This window comes from Vibrio sp. 10N.261.51.A3, assembly GCF_041471965.1.
Lineage (GTDB): Bacteria > Pseudomonadota > Gammaproteobacteria > Enterobacterales > Vibrionaceae > Vibrio > Vibrio crassostreae_C.
The window spans coordinates 90,135-106,883 of the sequence record NZ_JBFRPK010000067.1 but is presented as its reverse complement, the minus strand read 5'-3'; the positions used below and the strand labels follow the sequence as shown (position 1 = coordinate 106,883).

General features: G+C 42.4%; 9 protein-coding genes, 2 tRNA genes and 2 pseudogenes. 9 read left to right on the top strand and 4 right to left on the bottom strand.

Annotated elements, in window-relative coordinates; genetic code table 11:
• Positions 1–36 precede the first annotated feature (36 nt).
• Both cas1 and cas2 read left to right on the top strand, forming a co-directional pair.
• Positions 37–963, top strand: coding sequence for a CRISPR-associated endonuclease Cas1 (gene cas1, locus AB4371_RS16725; protein ID WP_136981905.1), 927 nt, complete (start codon positions 37–39; stop codon positions 961–963).
• Positions 938–1,234 (top strand): CRISPR-associated endonuclease Cas2, encoded by a 297-nt coding sequence (gene cas2, locus AB4371_RS16720; protein ID WP_102394529.1) that lies wholly within the window; start codon positions 938–940, stop codon positions 1,232–1,234. The genes cas1 and cas2 overlap by 26 nt, the downstream gene beginning before the upstream one ends.
• A 1,203-nt stretch (positions 1,235–2,437) precedes the next feature.
• Here cas2 and AB4371_RS16715 read toward each other — a convergent pair.
• Positions 2,438–2,908, bottom strand: coding sequence for a hypothetical protein (locus AB4371_RS16715; RefSeq protein ID WP_372150367.1), 471 nt, complete (start codon positions 2,906–2,908; stop codon positions 2,438–2,440).
• Between the two features lie 195 nt (positions 2,909–3,103).
• On the opposite strand from AB4371_RS16715, the gene AB4371_RS16710 reads away from it, so the two are divergent.
• The 3 genes and pseudogenes from AB4371_RS16710 to AB4371_RS16700 form a co-directional block, all read left to right on the top strand.
• Positions 3,104–3,952 carry a hypothetical protein gene (locus AB4371_RS16710; RefSeq protein ID WP_136975959.1) on the top strand — a complete coding sequence of 283 codons (849 nt, stop codon included), beginning with the start codon at positions 3,104–3,106 and terminating at the stop codon, positions 3,950–3,952.
• Positions 3,953–4,368: 416 nt separating this feature from the next.
• Positions 4,369–6,408 (top strand): hypothetical protein, encoded by a 2,040-nt coding sequence (locus AB4371_RS16705; protein ID WP_372150366.1) that lies wholly within the window; start codon positions 4,369–4,371, stop codon positions 6,406–6,408.
• Between the two features lie 42 nt (positions 6,409–6,450).
• Positions 6,451–6,563: pseudogene (locus AB4371_RS16700) on the top strand (transposase); the annotation flags it as partial.
• A 135-nt stretch (positions 6,564–6,698) separates the two neighbouring features.
• Here AB4371_RS16700 and AB4371_RS16695 read toward each other — a convergent pair.
• Entirely contained in the window at positions 6,699–7,715 is a 1,017-nt protein-coding gene (locus tag AB4371_RS16695; RefSeq protein ID WP_136975958.1) for a YafY family protein, read from the bottom strand.
• A 257-nt stretch (positions 7,716–7,972) separates the two neighbouring features.
• Between AB4371_RS16695 and AB4371_RS16690 the strand changes: the two genes are divergently transcribed.
• The 3 genes and pseudogenes from AB4371_RS16690 to AB4371_RS16680 form a co-directional block, all read left to right on the top strand.
• On the top strand, positions 7,973–12,130 hold the full coding sequence (locus tag AB4371_RS16690) for a hypothetical protein (protein WP_372150365.1): 4,158 nt from the start codon (positions 7,973–7,975) through the stop codon (positions 12,128–12,130).
• A gap of 1 nt (position 12,131) precedes the next feature.
• Entirely contained in the window at positions 12,132–14,303 is a 2,172-nt protein-coding gene (locus AB4371_RS16685) for a hypothetical protein (RefSeq protein WP_102394535.1), read from the top strand.
• Between the two features lie 16 nt (positions 14,304–14,319).
• Positions 14,320–14,475 (top strand): annotated as a pseudogene (locus tag AB4371_RS16680) (group II intron reverse transcriptase/maturase); the annotation flags it as partial.
• Positions 14,476–14,727: 252 nt separating this feature from the next.
• Here AB4371_RS16680 and AB4371_RS16675 read toward each other — a convergent pair.
• Together AB4371_RS16675 and AB4371_RS16670 are read right to left on the bottom strand one after the other, a co-directional pair.
• Positions 14,728–14,802 (bottom strand) — tRNA-Gly (locus AB4371_RS16675).
• A 38-nt stretch (positions 14,803–14,840) separates the two neighbouring features.
• Positions 14,841–14,915: transfer RNA gene (locus tag AB4371_RS16670), tRNA-Gly, on the bottom strand.
• A gap of 527 nt (positions 14,916–15,442) precedes the next feature.
• On the opposite strand from AB4371_RS16670, the gene AB4371_RS16665 reads away from it, so the two are divergent.
• The gene (locus AB4371_RS16665) at positions 15,443–16,606 is read left to right on the top strand and encodes a threonine/serine exporter family protein (RefSeq protein WP_004731486.1); all 1,164 of its coding nucleotides are present in this window, start codon (positions 15,443–15,445) and stop codon (positions 16,604–16,606) included.
• Positions 16,607–16,749: the final 143 nt, after the last annotated feature.

The window sequence follows — 16,749 nt, the reverse complement described above, 5'->3', positions numbered from 1 at the left end:
AGATGTTGAGGACGTTTTTAGTATAGGGAGTGTACGTTGACTTTATTAGTCTTGGATGAAAAGGGGTACGAGCTTTCGTTGTGTGATGGGCTCTTACGGTGCTTTCACCCAGAATTAGGCCAAAAGGTTGTACCGTATTCATCAATAAATCAAATCATCGTGGGAAAGGGGGTCACTATTAGTTCTGATGTCATTTTACTGTTAGCAGAGAAAGGCATCAGCTTATTGGTTAACGGACACAGGCTGCATCAACATGCGAGCCTTGTTCCGTTATCGGCACCAGCAAGTGATATTAAATTGCGCCAGTTTTTCGTTACGTCTAATTGCACGATAAAACGGGGCCTAGCCGAGCGATTGGTACGTATACGCTGCTTGAGGCAGAAATATACCCTGAAGATGCTGGGGCTTAGATGTTCTTCAGTGTGGGATGACCTACTAGATCAACTAAATGATACCTCAAACCTCATGATGGCTGAAGCGCACATCTCGCGCTTATACTGGAAGGCGTGGGAAAATGTCGAGGTCTTTTCTGAACTCGGATTTACAGGGCGAGTAAGACGGCCACCCTCCGACCCGATTAACGCTATTTTGTCACTGACATCGACGTTAGAAGACAATCTGTATTGCAAAGCACTGTTGTCAGAAGGGCTAGATATAGGGTTGGGTATTCATCATGTAACTGGATATCGCAGGCAAAGCCTGATTTATGATGTCAAAGAGATTACACGTTCAGAGGTAGAGCTTTGGGTTGCAAATCTATTTCTCAATCGTGTCTTAAACAATGAACATTTTGTTAATGACAAGAATTCCTGTCGGTTGAATAAACAAGGACAACAGGTTTTTTATCGCCAGTGGCATCGTTTTTGTGTTGAACACCGTATGCAAGTGAATCGTGTTGCCCGGCTAACGAGAAAGCAAATTGATAGGGAGTATCGGAATGGCAAAGCCACTATGGTTGATTAGTTATGATGTTTCATGCCCCAAAAGATTGCGTTCAGTTTATCGCTATTGCGCCGCTCACGGATGGGCGTTGCAAAAATCGGTGTTTGTTTTTAGTGGTCAACTCAAAGAGAAGGAAACGATTTGTCAAACATTACTCGAATTAATTGATCAAGAGAATGACCGACTACTTTGTCTTCCGTTTATCCCATCAGAAAACAGCTTTCATATAGGTAAGCGTGATGAGTGGCTTATTGTCCATAGCGACACGCGTTTAGAAGATTATATTTTGTAGCGTTTATAAGGTTTGTATCGCGTATAGTGTAATAAAAAATGAGTAAAATGAATGTCACTATTATTCAATAATATGTGTGCAGTTTACAAAAGATGGACTGTTACTTGCTTGGTGTAATATTATCTTTACGTTTTAAACATCTGTTTGATTAAGGTTTGACTATTGAAAATCAAGACTTTAAAATCAGACTTGTGTCTAAACAGACATTGCCCTGCTGAAGGGATTAAGAGGGTATCCTGTTGCGGTTGAAGCGCTATCTCTAAGTGTCTAAACAGACATTGCCCTGCTGAAGGGATTAAGACTGTCTTAGACTCTTCACCACGGAAGCACTCGTAGGTCTAAACAGACATTGCCCTGCTGAAGGGATTAAGACATCATTTTTGAGTTCATCAAGGGCATAGCCTTGTGTCTAAACAGACATTGCCCTGCTGAAGGGATTAAGACTCTAGTGTCTTGCCCATATCAATCTCTGTCTTCTGTCTAAACAGACATTGCCCTGCTTGAAGGGATTAAGACATTGACGTGCAGTCATCTTGCCCCATACGCGCTCGTCTAAACAGACATTGCCCTGCTGAAGGGATTAAGACACTAGGGAAGTGGCCGTTGATGTAGTCTGTTACGGTCTAAACAGACATTGCCCTGCTGACGGGATTAAGACGCGAGCCAGCTTATTCTCCCTCAACCAATCGGTCGAAATTATCGTGAGTATGTCCGCTGACCATTGATAGCACGCCAATATCTGCCAACTTTCTTATCCGTTCGTTGTTGTCAGAGCAAAAATACCTCGTTAAATCATTCAATGGGTAAGTTGAGTGGCTCAGCTCTAATGACTGTGGGAAATGACCGACAACCAATTTATTTTGTGCTTTTTACGATGAGAGCGAGGCCAAGCAACTGCGCCTGAACTCAGCATTTAGTTCCTTCATTTTAGTTGGAGTAATATAGTTGAAGTCGTTAATCGCTATTTGAAGTAGCAGCAATTCATCTTCGTTTAATTCTTTTAAGTTTGTCCAACCTATACCACCAAATATTTCTAGATTGTACTGTTCGATAAATGCTGAGCTATTATTTAAAAAGTGAATGTTATTTAGATATTCAGAATATTCGAAATAAGATAGTAGTTTTTATTAAATGTAAGTTGTAGTTATAAAGGCGAAAGTAAATGTTACTATTTTCGCCTTTATAACATCATGGATGCATAGTTTAGGTAAAATTAGAATAATCGTTCTGGAACAGAATATTCACATAGGCTGCTTTAAAGTGCTTTATAAAAAACTCATCGGATAAGTTGTTCGCACACAATAGATAGTTGCTCATTTGGCTTAACTCAAAATCGGATGCGCAATCGAGAGAGTAAACATATTCTACTAACACTTGATGACAAAGTGCTTTAGAAAGTGGTTTTAATTCTGGGATCAGTTTATTCACGCGTTTTGAAACATCTTCAAACTGACTAAACAGTTCACGATTGTGCGGCAAAGATTTTGGATTTAATGTTTGGGTGGTAGCCGTAACTAACGGTGGTAAATCAACGAGTCCTTTATCGAAAATGCTCACCGCTCGCTCAGAACTAACTACAAATTTTCGTTCTAAATCAAAGTCTGAAAAAAAGTTATCGTTGGCTGCATAGTTAGGAGTCAGCGAAAGCTTAGAAACGGTTTCAGTTTCAATCATTGTATGTTTCTCCATTCTGGTTTTGAAGACTAGATTAAATACAAGATTCTACCCTTTTAATAGCAGCTCGGATCCGAGCATAGTGACAATGATGTTCTTTTATATATAGTATAAGTGAATAGCCGTTAAGTGATGGTTAAATAAATACTAACTATGTTATTTATGATATAAACACATATTTTATAGGAGTTTACAGTGTTTCGTTCTACTCTAACCCCTTTAGATGACTCTCAGTCTCTGAAGCATTACAGCGCTGATATCAACGGTGCAATTGTTCGAGCAGCCGCCATGTTTGCTGGCCAAAATCAATATGGCTACAACTACGATGGGCATTTTTCGTTTAAGCCAGACAATAGCGATCAGATTACAACTTTGACAATTAAAGAGTTTATTTCGAAATTTGTCGAGTCGATGCAGGAAGTCACAATTTTGGAATTTGATAAACCCACCGGAAAGTATCTTGAGATCAATGACGTTTGGGATGATGATCCTGTTGGAAGTGGCGGTCTTTCAATTTTTAGTCGTCAATCTGTAATGGATGACGAATACCGAGAACTTGAACAACTTTTTTATCCTTTTACTAGCATTATTTACCCGCAGGATATATACCAAGTATTTTCTAAGCAGGATGTAAAAAAAATCCACAAATCACTCAATCAAAATGTGCTTGGAAAGAAAGAACTGAAAGCTCGTAAGTTTCGAGCCAGCAAAGTCGGTGAAGATTGGACATCAAGCAAAAACCAAGAGTCTGTGTGGGTCTATTACACTTTGGAATTACGTAAATGGGCAATAAAAAAGGGGTATGACTACTTTAAATATATCAATAACCAAGAGAGCAATGGAGCCTATTCTTTTATCGCGTTATCTGATAATACACTTCAGAAGCGACCAGTTTCCTACAAGTTTGATTCGGACAAATTTGTTAATGTAGCAACATGGTTACTCGAACATGAAATGAACAAGCATAACGGTGGGGTCGATATCTCTAACGTTATTTGGTGCAATCAAGAACCAAGCTATTATTGGGTGAGAAATGATATCTAAATATGAGGTAATTAAGTTTAATCCGATTCGTGATTTACACTTGAATATTGACTCAATACGAATATTTTTCTGACTGGGCTTTTAATTCTGAAGTTATCTTACTTTTTAAGGTAATGCATCGAATACATTAACTGGGGTGAGGTGTGTTGTTGTAAGTATTAAAAATTCTCATGTGTATTTCTCTTTACACTGAGGGAGAACCTTAAAACAACCTTACCTCAACTCATTTTCCCGAGTTAGGTGGCCCCCCTCAAATCACAAAGATATCTCTAAGTCGGATCCGACTTAGCTGACAACAATATTTGATTATCTATAATTCTAGTACGGTTTAATTAAGCTCAAATTTACCTTGGCATATAACACAAAACCCAAAAGAAAATATTTGAGCAACTGACTATAATTAGGAAAAGGTCATAATGGATAAATCTAATCTCACAATTTATATTGAAAAACTTAAAAACACTCAGAAATCAGATAACAGATTTCCGTCTTGGCGTAATAACATCAGCCTGCCAGAGTACGATGTTAAACAGTTGTGTACTATGGCCATAATTCTAACTGATTGTCGTAAGAGATTAGGACGGAAAACTAGATATTGTGAATATCCCAAAGGCCTAAGGGATTACCTAGAAACTATTCGAGGAGCGAACCTAAATCAGTTGACAGAGTATCTCATACCACATCAACCGTGGTTTGGAATGCCAGAATTCCACGCTCAGCCAGATTCAGTGCGAGCAGAGAGAGCGATTGAAGAGTTTTGTCGACTGTGCGGAATTACCCGAATGGTCAGAAATATAGAGCGTAATGTTACTCTCGAAGAGGTATATGCACGAGCAAAGTTTGTAGGATCGTGCAGTATCGATGAGCTTCAAAATTCTTGTCCAGATATCCGTTGGTTCATTCAACATAATAAATTAACGATAGCAAAGGCGTTGAACTGGAAAGTACAGCTATACACGAATCAGTATGAACAGGGAACATTCTATCGTTCTCGTGTTGAAGCTGCAGTTCTACCGCTGATTAGGCATTATCTAAACACCGCTGGATACGAGGTAGAGCTAGAAGTGCCCTATCAGGAATGCATTGAACGAGTGTCATGTCCTGACAAAGCAGATCCTTCTACGGTGCGAAGCGATGCCTATATACATCACGCGCCTATACCGACAATTATTGAACTCTATATGTCGGAAGACGGTGGGGCTCCTGTAACAGATCGCTATATCGAGCAAAAGCGTAGAAAAGTGGTTTATTTAGAAACACAATGTGAAAAATTGGGGCTTAAACTAGGCGGAGATATTCAATTGTTGGGGTTTAATACTGAGCGTCGACAACGTACGGAATTTGCGCTCTTATATAAAGAAATTGAAAATGAGTTAAGTACACATTTTCCAGGCACAAGTGCGCTGGGCCATCAACAAGTGGTGGATTGGTCAAAAGCGGTTCAGCTTTTCTATATCTCAGATGAAGAGAAACAATTGGCAGAAACTGAGCAGGTGCTTTTCACGGATTACGATTATCCAATGTCATTTTGGAGTGAGCTCAATAAACTGATTTGTCAAAATATAGCGATGTCCGACGTCCGCTGGAAGGCTATCCGTTGCCGTGATAAACATGGTTTGCTGAAACAAGTCTCTCGCAAGAGTGAATACAGTTGGTATGACACCTCACATCGGAGGGGTAAAATTGATTCCCATGACGGTAATTATGGTGGCTTCTGGGCGCGCTCACTGAAAGCGTTGCACGAACAAAGAGTGCAAACTACAGCCAGACCTAAAGGCGTTAGGCGTTATGGTGTTGTTAATTTTACTTTAACGCCTGAAACAGCGGTCTGCATAGATCAAAATGGAAAACGTAACTATGTAGCTGCAGGGAGCAGTGTGTATCTATCAGAGCGAATTGCAGAAGCCCTTCGGAAAATCCATCAGGAACACGGCGTTATTTGTGTCAGTGATCGCAGTATGTATAACGTCGACTATGTTGGAATAAATGATCGCGGTGAGTATATTGTTAACAGTCACTCACTTAATGTAGATAAACTGGCCGAGCTAATTTCCATTTATGTATTGAACACCTACGGCTTTGATCCCGTACCCGGAAAAAAGCTGCGTTCAGGTTCTAAAACAGCACATATTGCGGGCTTTCGGTTTAGTGAATTCGAGGGAGATATTTCAAATGAAAAAGAGATCTTGCAGGAGATTACTGCTACAGCGAGGAAAGATGGCGGTCTGAAAATCTCAGATGAATTAAAGCGTTTGGCTGTGCTTAATACGATTGATCTGCGTAAACAAAAGAAAACTGCGGCTTCCAAGCACTGGGTTGCAGATAGCGAGGAAAATATCAGGCGTGTTGCCCATGTCTATGCAAGCATGATGGAGAATCTGAACGCCCCTGCGACAGAAATTGAAAGTACGGGATTCAACACTGACTGTAGTGGTACGCTGAATTTGGTCACTTAGTTAGAGGTGATATCATCTCCAACTAAGTTAACAGGTGACACGATGACAAAACCCACAAGGCGACAATTTGGCGCGAGTTCAAATTAGAAGCTGTTCGACTAATCCTAGATCAGAACTATTCAGTGACAGAGGCAGCTCAGGCCATGAATGTTGGGTAATCCACGATGGATAAGTGGGTTCCCTAACTAAAAGAGTAAAGCGATAAATGGCCTATTTTTTGCGGGTCGTAGAAGTATTGATAGACGTCAGACATGACTAAGTTTGGTTTTCAAGAGCCGACAAGCTCTTGATTATGACATTAAACCGTATAGCTTTAGGCTATCTTGAAGCATGTTGATAACCTTATTTCTAAGAGTAATCGGTGAAATTACTTCAACGATATTGGCATTCTTCATAAGCCACCATTCGAAGGTGTGGCTGTCTCGAACATCAGCCTCGATTGTCGTGTAATTACCGTCGTTAGAAATTATCTTTTGCTCTTTAGAAAGTAAGGTTTCTTCAATAAGGTGCAGCCCACTGTAGTTTTCAATTTTGAGCAAGACTTTTTGCATATCACCACCAGAAAAGTGGCGCGCGTTCTGTTGCACATACTCTCTAATATCAAACTTCTCTAATGTTTTTGTACTACTGAAGCCAAGCTTTAAGCTGTGAATTCGATGCAGTGCGTAGGTACGAAAATCACTATGTGATCCTGGAATAAGTGCAACAAGATAGAAACTGTTACCGTAAAGGAATAATCCTAAAGGCGTCGCTGTGTACTCTTTAGGTTCCGTTAAACCACGCTTTTGGTAGGTGAACATGATGTCTTTTTTATTAAGCAGAGCTTGTTCTATTTGCTTAAAAAAATCGTTACCAACAGTTGGTGCAACCAAGGGGAACTCACTCTGGAAATAACAGAACCTCTCGTTCCAAAGAATGGTCTGTTTAGTGTTTTCTCGCTTGAGCGCCGAGAAAATAGCTTCTATATCGGAACGCAGAGTAGGTGGAAGCATCGACTTAATTTCTTTTTCGATGATCTGTAATGATACGACTGAAGACATACCATCAGGCTTCACTGGGTGGCGATACCCTTGGGATATCTGATACCGATAGGGGCGACTTTCATCATTTAGTTCAATGCTAACGTTATCTGAGAGTACTTTATTAATGCAACGCTGCACGGTGCGAAGTTGGCTTTTCTCATCGGTATTAGCAGACAGTAGCTCAGAGGATAGGAGTAAGTCACGTATATCTATGGTTGAAATAGAATCAGGATGACAAGGTATCGACTCTAGTACTTTTTGATATATCTGTATTTGTTTACTCATATTTCCCTTTGTGATGGTTAATAAATCGTTTTGGCGACAAAAAATGTCGCCTGATTCATTATAATAGCATTCACAGGCAAATAATAGGAACGGCAATATGCCCCTGTAACTTTGACTGCAACAAACAAGATAATGTTGATGCTAGTTCACTGCTGAATAATGCTGTCTGTAGTGCTTAATATGCACTGGTCAGTGTTGGGATAATAGCAGCACTACTTCTGGTCACTGACTACCCTAGATGATGAGAATAACTATAGATGTCTGATAACAAGAAGGGCTTAACAGCGGTTCGCCTGCAGAACAAAATCGCAAACCTACGCAAAACGTCGAAAGAGGCCGCTTTAGAACAAGGTATCCTGCAACCTTCTGTTGATGGTCAGATCGCTTTGGACTTGATGCCTTCGGAGCCTGTGATAACTACTGATTACATTAAGGCTAAGGAACCCGGACGCTTAAAAAAGGAAATCGACGACTGTCGTACAATCACATCTAAACTATTTTATCGAGAGAATAAGCCGAAACCATCGCTCACTTCATGTAGCGATGGTACTGGTACCGGTAAGAGTTACGGTCAGTTGAAGGCTTACATTGAAGAGACAACGATTGATGGTAACGCTCAAGGGCATCGGTGCCTATTCTTTATCACACCTCTGAAAAACCAGATCGATTTCGATGATAAGTTGATGAAGACGGCTCAGGATAAGGGAATCTATTTTGTCCCTTTTTTGTCACGTTCAGATCTTTATACCATGGATTTCAAGAACTGGCTTCCAGATCTGAACGGTATAGTCGAGACGAATAAAGAGCGATACGACAGATGGTTCAAGATCGGATATTCGCTACCTTCTCAGTATGACGACGTTAAAAATAGTCTTCGTACGCTGAGTGATGCAATACGCTCCTTAGTTGCAGCAGAGCGCAAACTGAAAGATCCCTCACTAACTGATGGAGAACGCTCCGCAACCGATAAGGCTCTAATGTACGAAAGAGGCACGGTAGTTAGTATATTGGGTCAATTGAGCGTTATCTGCGCTGATGTAGCCCCAAAATCCCTGAGTGGTCTGCTTGGCTGCGACTCAAAACGTGAGCGTCTTTTAGCAGAGATTATCTTGCACACAACTCCCCTAGAGATGGCTAAAGTGCGGCCATGTGTATTGGTAGCTACCACCCGAAAATTTGATTTTAAGACCAGTATTCTGAGCTGTCGTGAAGATGGTTATCATTACCGTAAGAGTATGCCGTTTACTCGCTTGCTAGGCGGCAAGAAGATGGTCAACATTACCGAGTTCGGTGCATATGTTTCAAAGCCGCATGAGAAGCAGATGGAGTATCTGACAGAATCATACTTGGCATCGGATGAAAAAAATATTTTCCGTAAGCGCAAGATCAGTTTCGACTTGGTAGTTGACGAGGAGCACGAATCATACGGTATTCTGATGAACTCGTGCACGACTAACCTTCTGGACAACAAGGCGACCCAGATGCCAGATGTGCTCGCGGGCGTTCATCGTATCCTGCGACAGGTTGAAGGATACGAAGCCGATCCGACAGTGCCCGTGGCCTGCTTTGAAGAGAAGAAAGCGTTCGTTGATTTGATTAAGGCGGCTATCAAGGCTCATTGTGATCTATCGCCGAAGCAAGATCTGCGCTCTCTAACAGGGCTTTTTTCGAACAAAGTCGATCACTTTCTAATCCGCTCAACTAATGTAGAGCAAATCGTCAGCTTGACGAAGAATGTTTTTAGCTTCCGCCCAAAACGGTTCTTCAACGAGAACGGGCTGCGGAACATTCGTGTCCGTCCCATGTATTTCGATAGCACCTATGAGATCTACTTCACTGAAGATAAAGCGGATCCTAGTGCGTCACTATATGATATCTATCAGGTGTTACTGGCTTCTTTGTATGGTGCGGCTTCTGTCAAAAAGAACTCGAAAATGTTAAAGCAGTTGAGAGAGCCGAGCGCACATAATGAAACCTTAGCGCGTTTCATCAAAAAGGCGCTTGATGTGAGAGGTGAGGTCACACAAATGTTTGACAAAACCACGGATAGTGATCTCGAAATTACTTCGTTTTTTGCTTTCTTCTTACCAAAGGCCGTTTTCAGTATTGAAAAGTGCAATGATCTTGAATTCTTCGAGAAAGGCGATGGCACCGAAGATGTTACATATGTTGACTTCAAGCTAGATATAATCACTGAGCTACCAGAAGCTGGCTTGACCCAATTCCTGTACAACACAAACAATACCGTCCTGACGCTTAGTGCTACGAGTGGAATCAATGGCGTTTGTAACGGCCAGTATGACCGAAACTTTCTTAACACCTATAGCGTATCAGGTCTGGAAAAGCCTGATTTGGGTTACACATTGATTACTCGTAAGCCTGATGATATTCAACCACTAGCTGAGCTGCGTGATACTCGCAATATCTTGCGTAAAGTTGAATTCAAAGAGATCCCCGAAGAAGCAAGTGCCTTGACACCAGCGGAGCATAGTGAAGAGTTCAAGTTAGTCTATCGCGCTTGGTATGAACGCTTGAGTAAGAAGTGGGTGGTTAAACCTGATAGCACTTATGAGATCAAATCTGCCAATCGCGGCACATACAAAGAGCGTGAGTTTGGACGAATTCTTAGCGCGTTGCTCATGGCGGCATACGATAAACGTAACACCCTAATCCTTTCTTTGAGTGGTGATTTCTTTAAGGAAGTCCGTGCTTATTTAAAATCACAGGATACTTACCCTGACGGGTTAAAGATTATCAGGCCAGAGGGCGTGAAGCAGCCAAGTATTCTGGAGTTTAAACCGTTCAAAAATGGTATTACGTTGCGCGTGATCATGTTTGATTCGGCATTGGGACAGGCTACTGATATTCGTAATCAAATGTACTTGGGTGACGAGAACACGAAAATCGCTTTCGTGTCACATTACCGTGCTGCTGGTACTGGCTTGAACTACTTCGTGAACCATCGTGGTGAGATTCAAGAAGATTTTGAGCGACTTGTCTTAGTCAACTCACCTTACTGGTCACAGGTGCATGTAAAAGGTGGGTGGAATTCTCTGGAGAACTACGTGACTTTGTTGAAACACTTTGCCGCCTCGAATGGGACGAAACGCTTGAGTGATTTCAGTACAAGTTTGGTTACGGGGGAGAATTACAAGATCTTGAATGACGAGCACTGTATGGAACTTTTGAAAGTGATAATGCAGGCCATTGGCCGTGTCGAGCGACGAGATACCAAGATCACCACAGAAATATTCATGCCTGAGGACGTACTCCGTAACGCGGTGATGCAGTTCCAACGATTGGGGCGTGATCCCCGAAACGAGATGTTTCGTGAGAGTATGTCGCTACTCAACTATAAGTGGATGAAATATTGCGAAGCCACTGCTGCTGCTGCGTCGTTTTCTGACGATAAAGAACGGCAACAACTGGAGAAGAAAACTAAGAGACAAGCTCGACAGTTGGACTCTTTCTTCAATAAAACGGTTCCTCAGCTCCTGGAGCAGGCTCGTCAGGGCGATAACTTGTCAGTCAGGTTCAACGAGGCACTGCGGCATATAGACTGCGTGGTAGATCCAGTGCGATATATTGACCGCCTGAAAAATACTGATGTGGTAAAGAGCGACCTATACCTTGCTAAGGTGTTGGACGTATTTTTCATCGATCTTGGCGAAGGCAATGAACACGTTAAACTTTGTCGTAATGAGTCAGAACCTAAGATTCTGACTGACATGCAGCATGGTGATTATGAGTACGACCCTGTATTGCAATTGCTTGGGTTTACACGTACCCCTGGCGATAGTCTGGATGGGCTAGCGGCGTCTGTGCTTAAAGCAGGCCAAGCGCTTGAGAAGGGGGCTTTTAACGGAATGATTCCACATCCTTCAGTCTTGCCACTTCTAAAGGGTAACGTGGGCGAGTATTTAGTTCTAACCCTGTTGGAAGAGCTTGGGATAACACCGCTCGCAATAGATGAGGTCATTGAGCAGATCGGTAAACGTGCCTATGAATTATTTGATATGTATGTCGTGGTAGATAGTGTTCTGATCTGTATTGATGCCAAGAACTGGACTACAGCGACAGATAAAGAAGATATGTCGATGACTACCCATAAAAAAGCTGTGGACAAGTTAGGGACTGTTAAAGGCTACGTGGGTGAGCGTTTTGATGCCATTAAGGGGGTGTATGTGAACACCCGAAAAGAGCAGAATGATGCTAACTATATTTTCGCCGAAGTGTCTCCGGGTGAGGAACTGTTCTACCTGAACATGTTCAAGGACGTGATCGGGTATGGGCCAGCGAAGCGGTACCGTAAAAAGCTTGATGGAACGAAGATCCCTGAAGAGATCGGACGCTTGGCAGACACAGTCTGCATAAACGAGAAGTTGACTGAATTACTGAGCCGCGAGGAGAATTAAGATGGGACTTTTTAAAGGGCTGTTGCAGTGTGAAGGCGCCCCGGTGGCAAAGACCCAGATCATCGATGTACAGGGAGCTCTGAAAGAGAATGTATGTCGTTTACTTTGTCATGACGATCATAGTATGTCGGTGGTGTACGGGTTCCGTGACGGAAAGAAAAAACGGCTTGATGGGGGTAAGAAGGAATCGGCTGAAGCATATGCTAAGCGTATGCATTGTGAAATTAAAGAAATCATCCGTAACAAACTCGGCTTAAACAAGCGTGATAGCGTGACCTATGAGACGGCACGTGTCTATACGGAAGGCAGCGCAGGTGAGCGTTGGTTTTTTTTCTACTTGGCAGAAGCCGTTGTTGATACCACTGCACTTGTTCAAAGTTTAGAGCGCGACGGCTTGTTGGTTCAGCGTGTGTTCGAGTCTATCATGTCGCTGCACCTTAAACGTTTCTTCGTGGCAGATGCTGAAACTTCGTATCCAATAAAGCCAGTTTGCTTCAACTCGGAATTATTCGTCAATGCTAATAAGGCAGAGGGCGGGAAGAAAGAAGGGTATTATATCAATGCGCTTCGACCAGAACTTTACTGTGGGCCGAAGCAGGACCTCTGCTTGACTATTAAACGCATAACCTTTAAGGCTGAGCAGACAGACGGCTTTTTTGCGCAGACGGAAGATACCACGCTGTATTTCCAGAGTTACACAGAAGGGGAAAAGGCTTACAAAGTTCTAAAGCGTGTTGATGCGCGCAAGCGTCAAATTCCTTACATGTCATTCGGCAGCGAATATAAATTCTGCGTGAACTATACCGAGCACTTAATGATGGAAGTACTGAGGGCTGTTCTGGATGCTTATGCTGTGCCATACACCCAACGGTATTTCCAAGCTAACTACGTGTCAGACAAATTCCTAGAAGTGACGCGAGAACGAGAGCTGCCACTGGTTATTATTGATGACCTAGGGGATAGAGAAAGCGATGAGCAAGGTGGTCGGGCTGAGACTATCTGTCAGCTACAGAAGACATTAAACCCTGCAGTAATTATGAAATCTAGCGAGTTGTCAACGTACGACAAGCTGCACCCAGACCATGCTTATCTGGTCTTGAACCGCTCTACGAGTGATGGCTCAAGCATTCGAAATTATAGTGAAGAGCAACGTCATGCTCTCAAAGTCGAAGAAGCATATGCTAATGCTGATCGGACAGGAGATAAGCCAAAGCTACCGAAGAAAAAAGTTTATCGGACATTCTGGCAAGCACTCGAAGATCATAAAAAGAAGCCTGATGATAGCTTCGATTACTACACGAGTTTGAAGCTGACTGCGTTTAATCAAGGTAATATGCTGGTATTGCAGGGTATGAACTTTGATCTGCTAGTCAAAGACAGATCACAAGGAAAGAAAAACAAAGATACCGGGGAAGTAATTAACAAGGTGATCCCTGCTGTGGATGTTTCAAAATTGGCCAAAGTTGAGACGGAACTGTGGCTGAAGGAGCGCGTCCGTATCCATAAGAACTTGCTGGACATCGACCTGCCAGACGGTGATTTTCTTCTTTACAAGATCCGCAAGACTAAGGGTAATGGATTCATGGCTTTCGTCGTGTCTGTCAAAATCCAAGACAGCACACTGAGTATTGGAAATGTGGAACGGTACATTGATGAAGATAAGCTCCGCACCATGCACGAGTGTCTTGACGAAGATGTGATCCCTACATTATACGATGGAGGGTTCTACCTGTTCGACGTTGAGAATGAGATGGTGCTGAGTGACTACCACACCACACGTGTTCCACGGATCATAGGTAATAGTGATGTGGACAGCATTGCTGTTGGACTGGCTAATGAGAGGGGGCCTGGGCGCGCTGTTGCTGATACGGTGCTGCCATACTATGTGGCCGGTGTTGCACGGAGACAGTACCACCATATCCATATGCACCACGACGGTAATAATCTGGTGTACTTCGTGTCCCCAGTGAATAAACCTAATGCGAAGCTGCCGAAACAAAGTCTGACGTATAAAATCCGTGTCACGGATATCAATGGGCAGATTCTTGATCCGTTTGAGATGCCTATAACAGCTGTTTTCTTGCAGTCGTTCACTCGTGATGTACACAAAGTGCGAGAGGTCTCGAAATCCTCAATCTTGGAGAAAATTGTTGATATTTATCTTTCGAACTGATTTGCCATCACATTTGAATGGCAAACTCAGACTGCTAGGTATTCCATGTATGATATATGGAGCGCAATCAGAGTTGTATTTACTTGCTTTGGAACCAACCTCGGAAGCAGTCGTAGATTCAAATAGCTACTGTTTTCGCCCTAATCGCATATATTTCGATACTTTAGAGAAACTCTGAATTGTCTAGATTGTGATGTGGGCTAACTGCTAGAAGTTAGCGAGGAAGTAAGTGTTAAAGGTCAGTACTTCTAATATTGAGCTGAGGATTTATCAATAAGTTGGCCATATAAGGTCAATTTGTGTCGAAGTTAACTCGGTATCAATATAATAAAACTATGATTTAGACTGCGTGATATAGCACAAATGACAAAAACGCATGTTATGCGTTTATTTTCATGAGTTAGAATTTGAAAACTAAAGAAGTTGGAGCGTGCAGCGGGAATCGAACCCGCATCATCAGCTTGGAAGGCTGAGGTAATAGCCATTATACGATGCACGCACACTGTCTTATGAGTAAGACTGAGGCATCAAGAAGACTGGAGCGTGCAGCGGGAATCGAACCCGCATCATCAGCTTGGAAGGCTGAGGTAATAGCCATTATACGATGCACGCACATCGTCTTAACGAGTTTGATAATGCCACATCTAACTGAAAACGAAACCTTTTTCTTTCATTTTTATTCTAAGTGCTCGCATAACCACCACTCCGCTAGTTTTTCCATCATGTTCGGCGTTTTCAGAGTGAATAAAATGTGACTAAAATCTCTAAAAAAGGAGGGCGAGAAATAATAGTCAATGTCATGCTGCTTTTTGCGATAAATCTGCCTTAATTTATAAGCCTGTTTTAGCGGTGCTTGGTTGTTATAAAAATCTCATTAAAATTAAGGAATTTGGAGTGTTAACATAAACTGGTTTTTATTCGTGTTTTGGATTCCGTTAATAACAATCTGAATGCATAAATTTAACTTATTAATTTGTCAAAACATTCAGTAAACTAATCCCAAATGAGTGGAGTTATAGGCACTTATAAGCCTTTGCAGAAAAAAGTAACGAGTTCAGTTGATAATTCACGCAAAAGTCTCGTCATTCCGTCTATCGTTTGGTACATTTGCCGCACATTTTGTCTCCCCTAAAATTCCCATGCCTTCTCAGTTCCGAATTAACAAAATTGTTGAAATTGGTGACACTCTTCACCGCAGTGGCTGTGCTCCTTACAAGCTAGAGAAATACACTCAATTCTATGCAAAAAAGCATGGTGTGGATGTGATGATCCAAGCAACGCCAACTGCGATTAACTATCAATTTCCAGACGATAACAACGCCGTTATTCTTAAGCGTCTAAAGCCTGCGTCAATTAACCTGAGTTTGTTGGCCAATACGATCATTCGTATTAACCAACCGAGCAGTGAGCCTGTACCAGAACCTGTCGGTTACTCTAAATTCGTGACGGCACTTGCCAATATGGGTATTCCGCCTGCTTATTTGATGCTGGTGGGCAGTACGTTGGAAGCGGTGGGCTTTTCTGCGTTATTGGGCTTGATGGTTTGGGTATGTCAGCAAGTTCTTCATTCACGTCGTGCTATTGCGGTTGAGTTCATCTCGGCACTGTTAACGGGTATCTTTGTAGCGTTTTTGGCGAGTACAGGGTTGCCGATTCCGGTGTGGGCGTTGTGTATCGCCTCGATTGTCCTGTTTGTCCCCGGGTTATCCATAGCCAACGCATTAGAATGTTTGGCGTTTAATGACTTGGTTTCTGGTACCAGCTTGCTTGGGCAGAGCGCCTTAACGCTGATTAAGCTGTTTGTTGGGATTATCATGGGGCTCAACATCGGTGAAGCGATATGGGGACAAGCGGTCTCCATCGACTATACCAATGCGGTACCTATGTGGATGCACATATCTGGCTTGGTGCTGATCTCTGTGTCTATCGGTGTGATGTTCAATGCACGTCCTAAGGACATCTTACTTGGCTTGCCAGTTGCGGTTCTTGGTATGTGGGGCCCATTCTATCTAGGTTTTGATAGTGGTTGGGTTGTAGGTACTTGGGTTACGACGGTTCTTATTACTTTGTACGGAACTTGGATTGCTAAAAAGATGGAGCTCACGGGCTCTATTTATATCGTGCAAGGGATCATCATCTTGGTTCCGGGTAGCCGAGTATTAGTGAGTGCTAGCCAGTCGGTGTTTGAACAATCGATTTTGCCTATCCCGAGTATCGGTTTGTCGGCGTTATTCATGTTCTCTGCAATCGTGGCAGGGCAAATCACCGCTTACTCGATTTACTCACCAAAAGTCGAACGTTAAACCTTTCCGCTTCTCAAGTTTTTAAACAAACACAGCTTAGCGGCTGTGTTTGTTCGTTTTAGGAATGGCTCTTTTTTTAAAGACAATTAGTTCTCCGTAAAACTTGTTAGATTTATGCTCGCTAAGCCTGACAAGAGTCATTA

Excerpts from the sequence above, each read along its gene's own strand:
- cas2 (WP_102394529.1), top strand. The coding sequence starts at position 938 with ATGGCAAAGCCACTATGGTTGATTAGTTATGATGTTTCATGCCCCAAA.
- AB4371_RS16715 (WP_372150367.1), bottom strand. The coding sequence starts at position 2,908 with ATGATTGAAACTGAAACCGTTTCTAAGCTTTCGCTGACTCCTAACTAT.
- AB4371_RS16705 (WP_372150366.1), top strand. The coding sequence starts at position 4,369 with ATGGATAAATCTAATCTCACAATTTATATTGAAAAACTTAAAAACACT.
- AB4371_RS16695 (WP_136975958.1), bottom strand. The coding sequence starts at position 7,715 with ATGAGTAAACAAATACAGATATATCAAAAAGTACTAGAGTCGATACCT.
- AB4371_RS16690 (WP_372150365.1), top strand. The coding sequence starts at position 7,973 with ATGTCTGATAACAAGAAGGGCTTAACAGCGGTTCGCCTGCAGAACAAA.
- AB4371_RS16685 (WP_102394535.1), top strand. The coding sequence starts at position 12,132 with ATGGGACTTTTTAAAGGGCTGTTGCAGTGTGAAGGCGCCCCGGTGGCA.
- AB4371_RS16665 (WP_004731486.1), top strand. The coding sequence starts at position 15,443 with ATGCCTTCTCAGTTCCGAATTAACAAAATTGTTGAAATTGGTGACACT.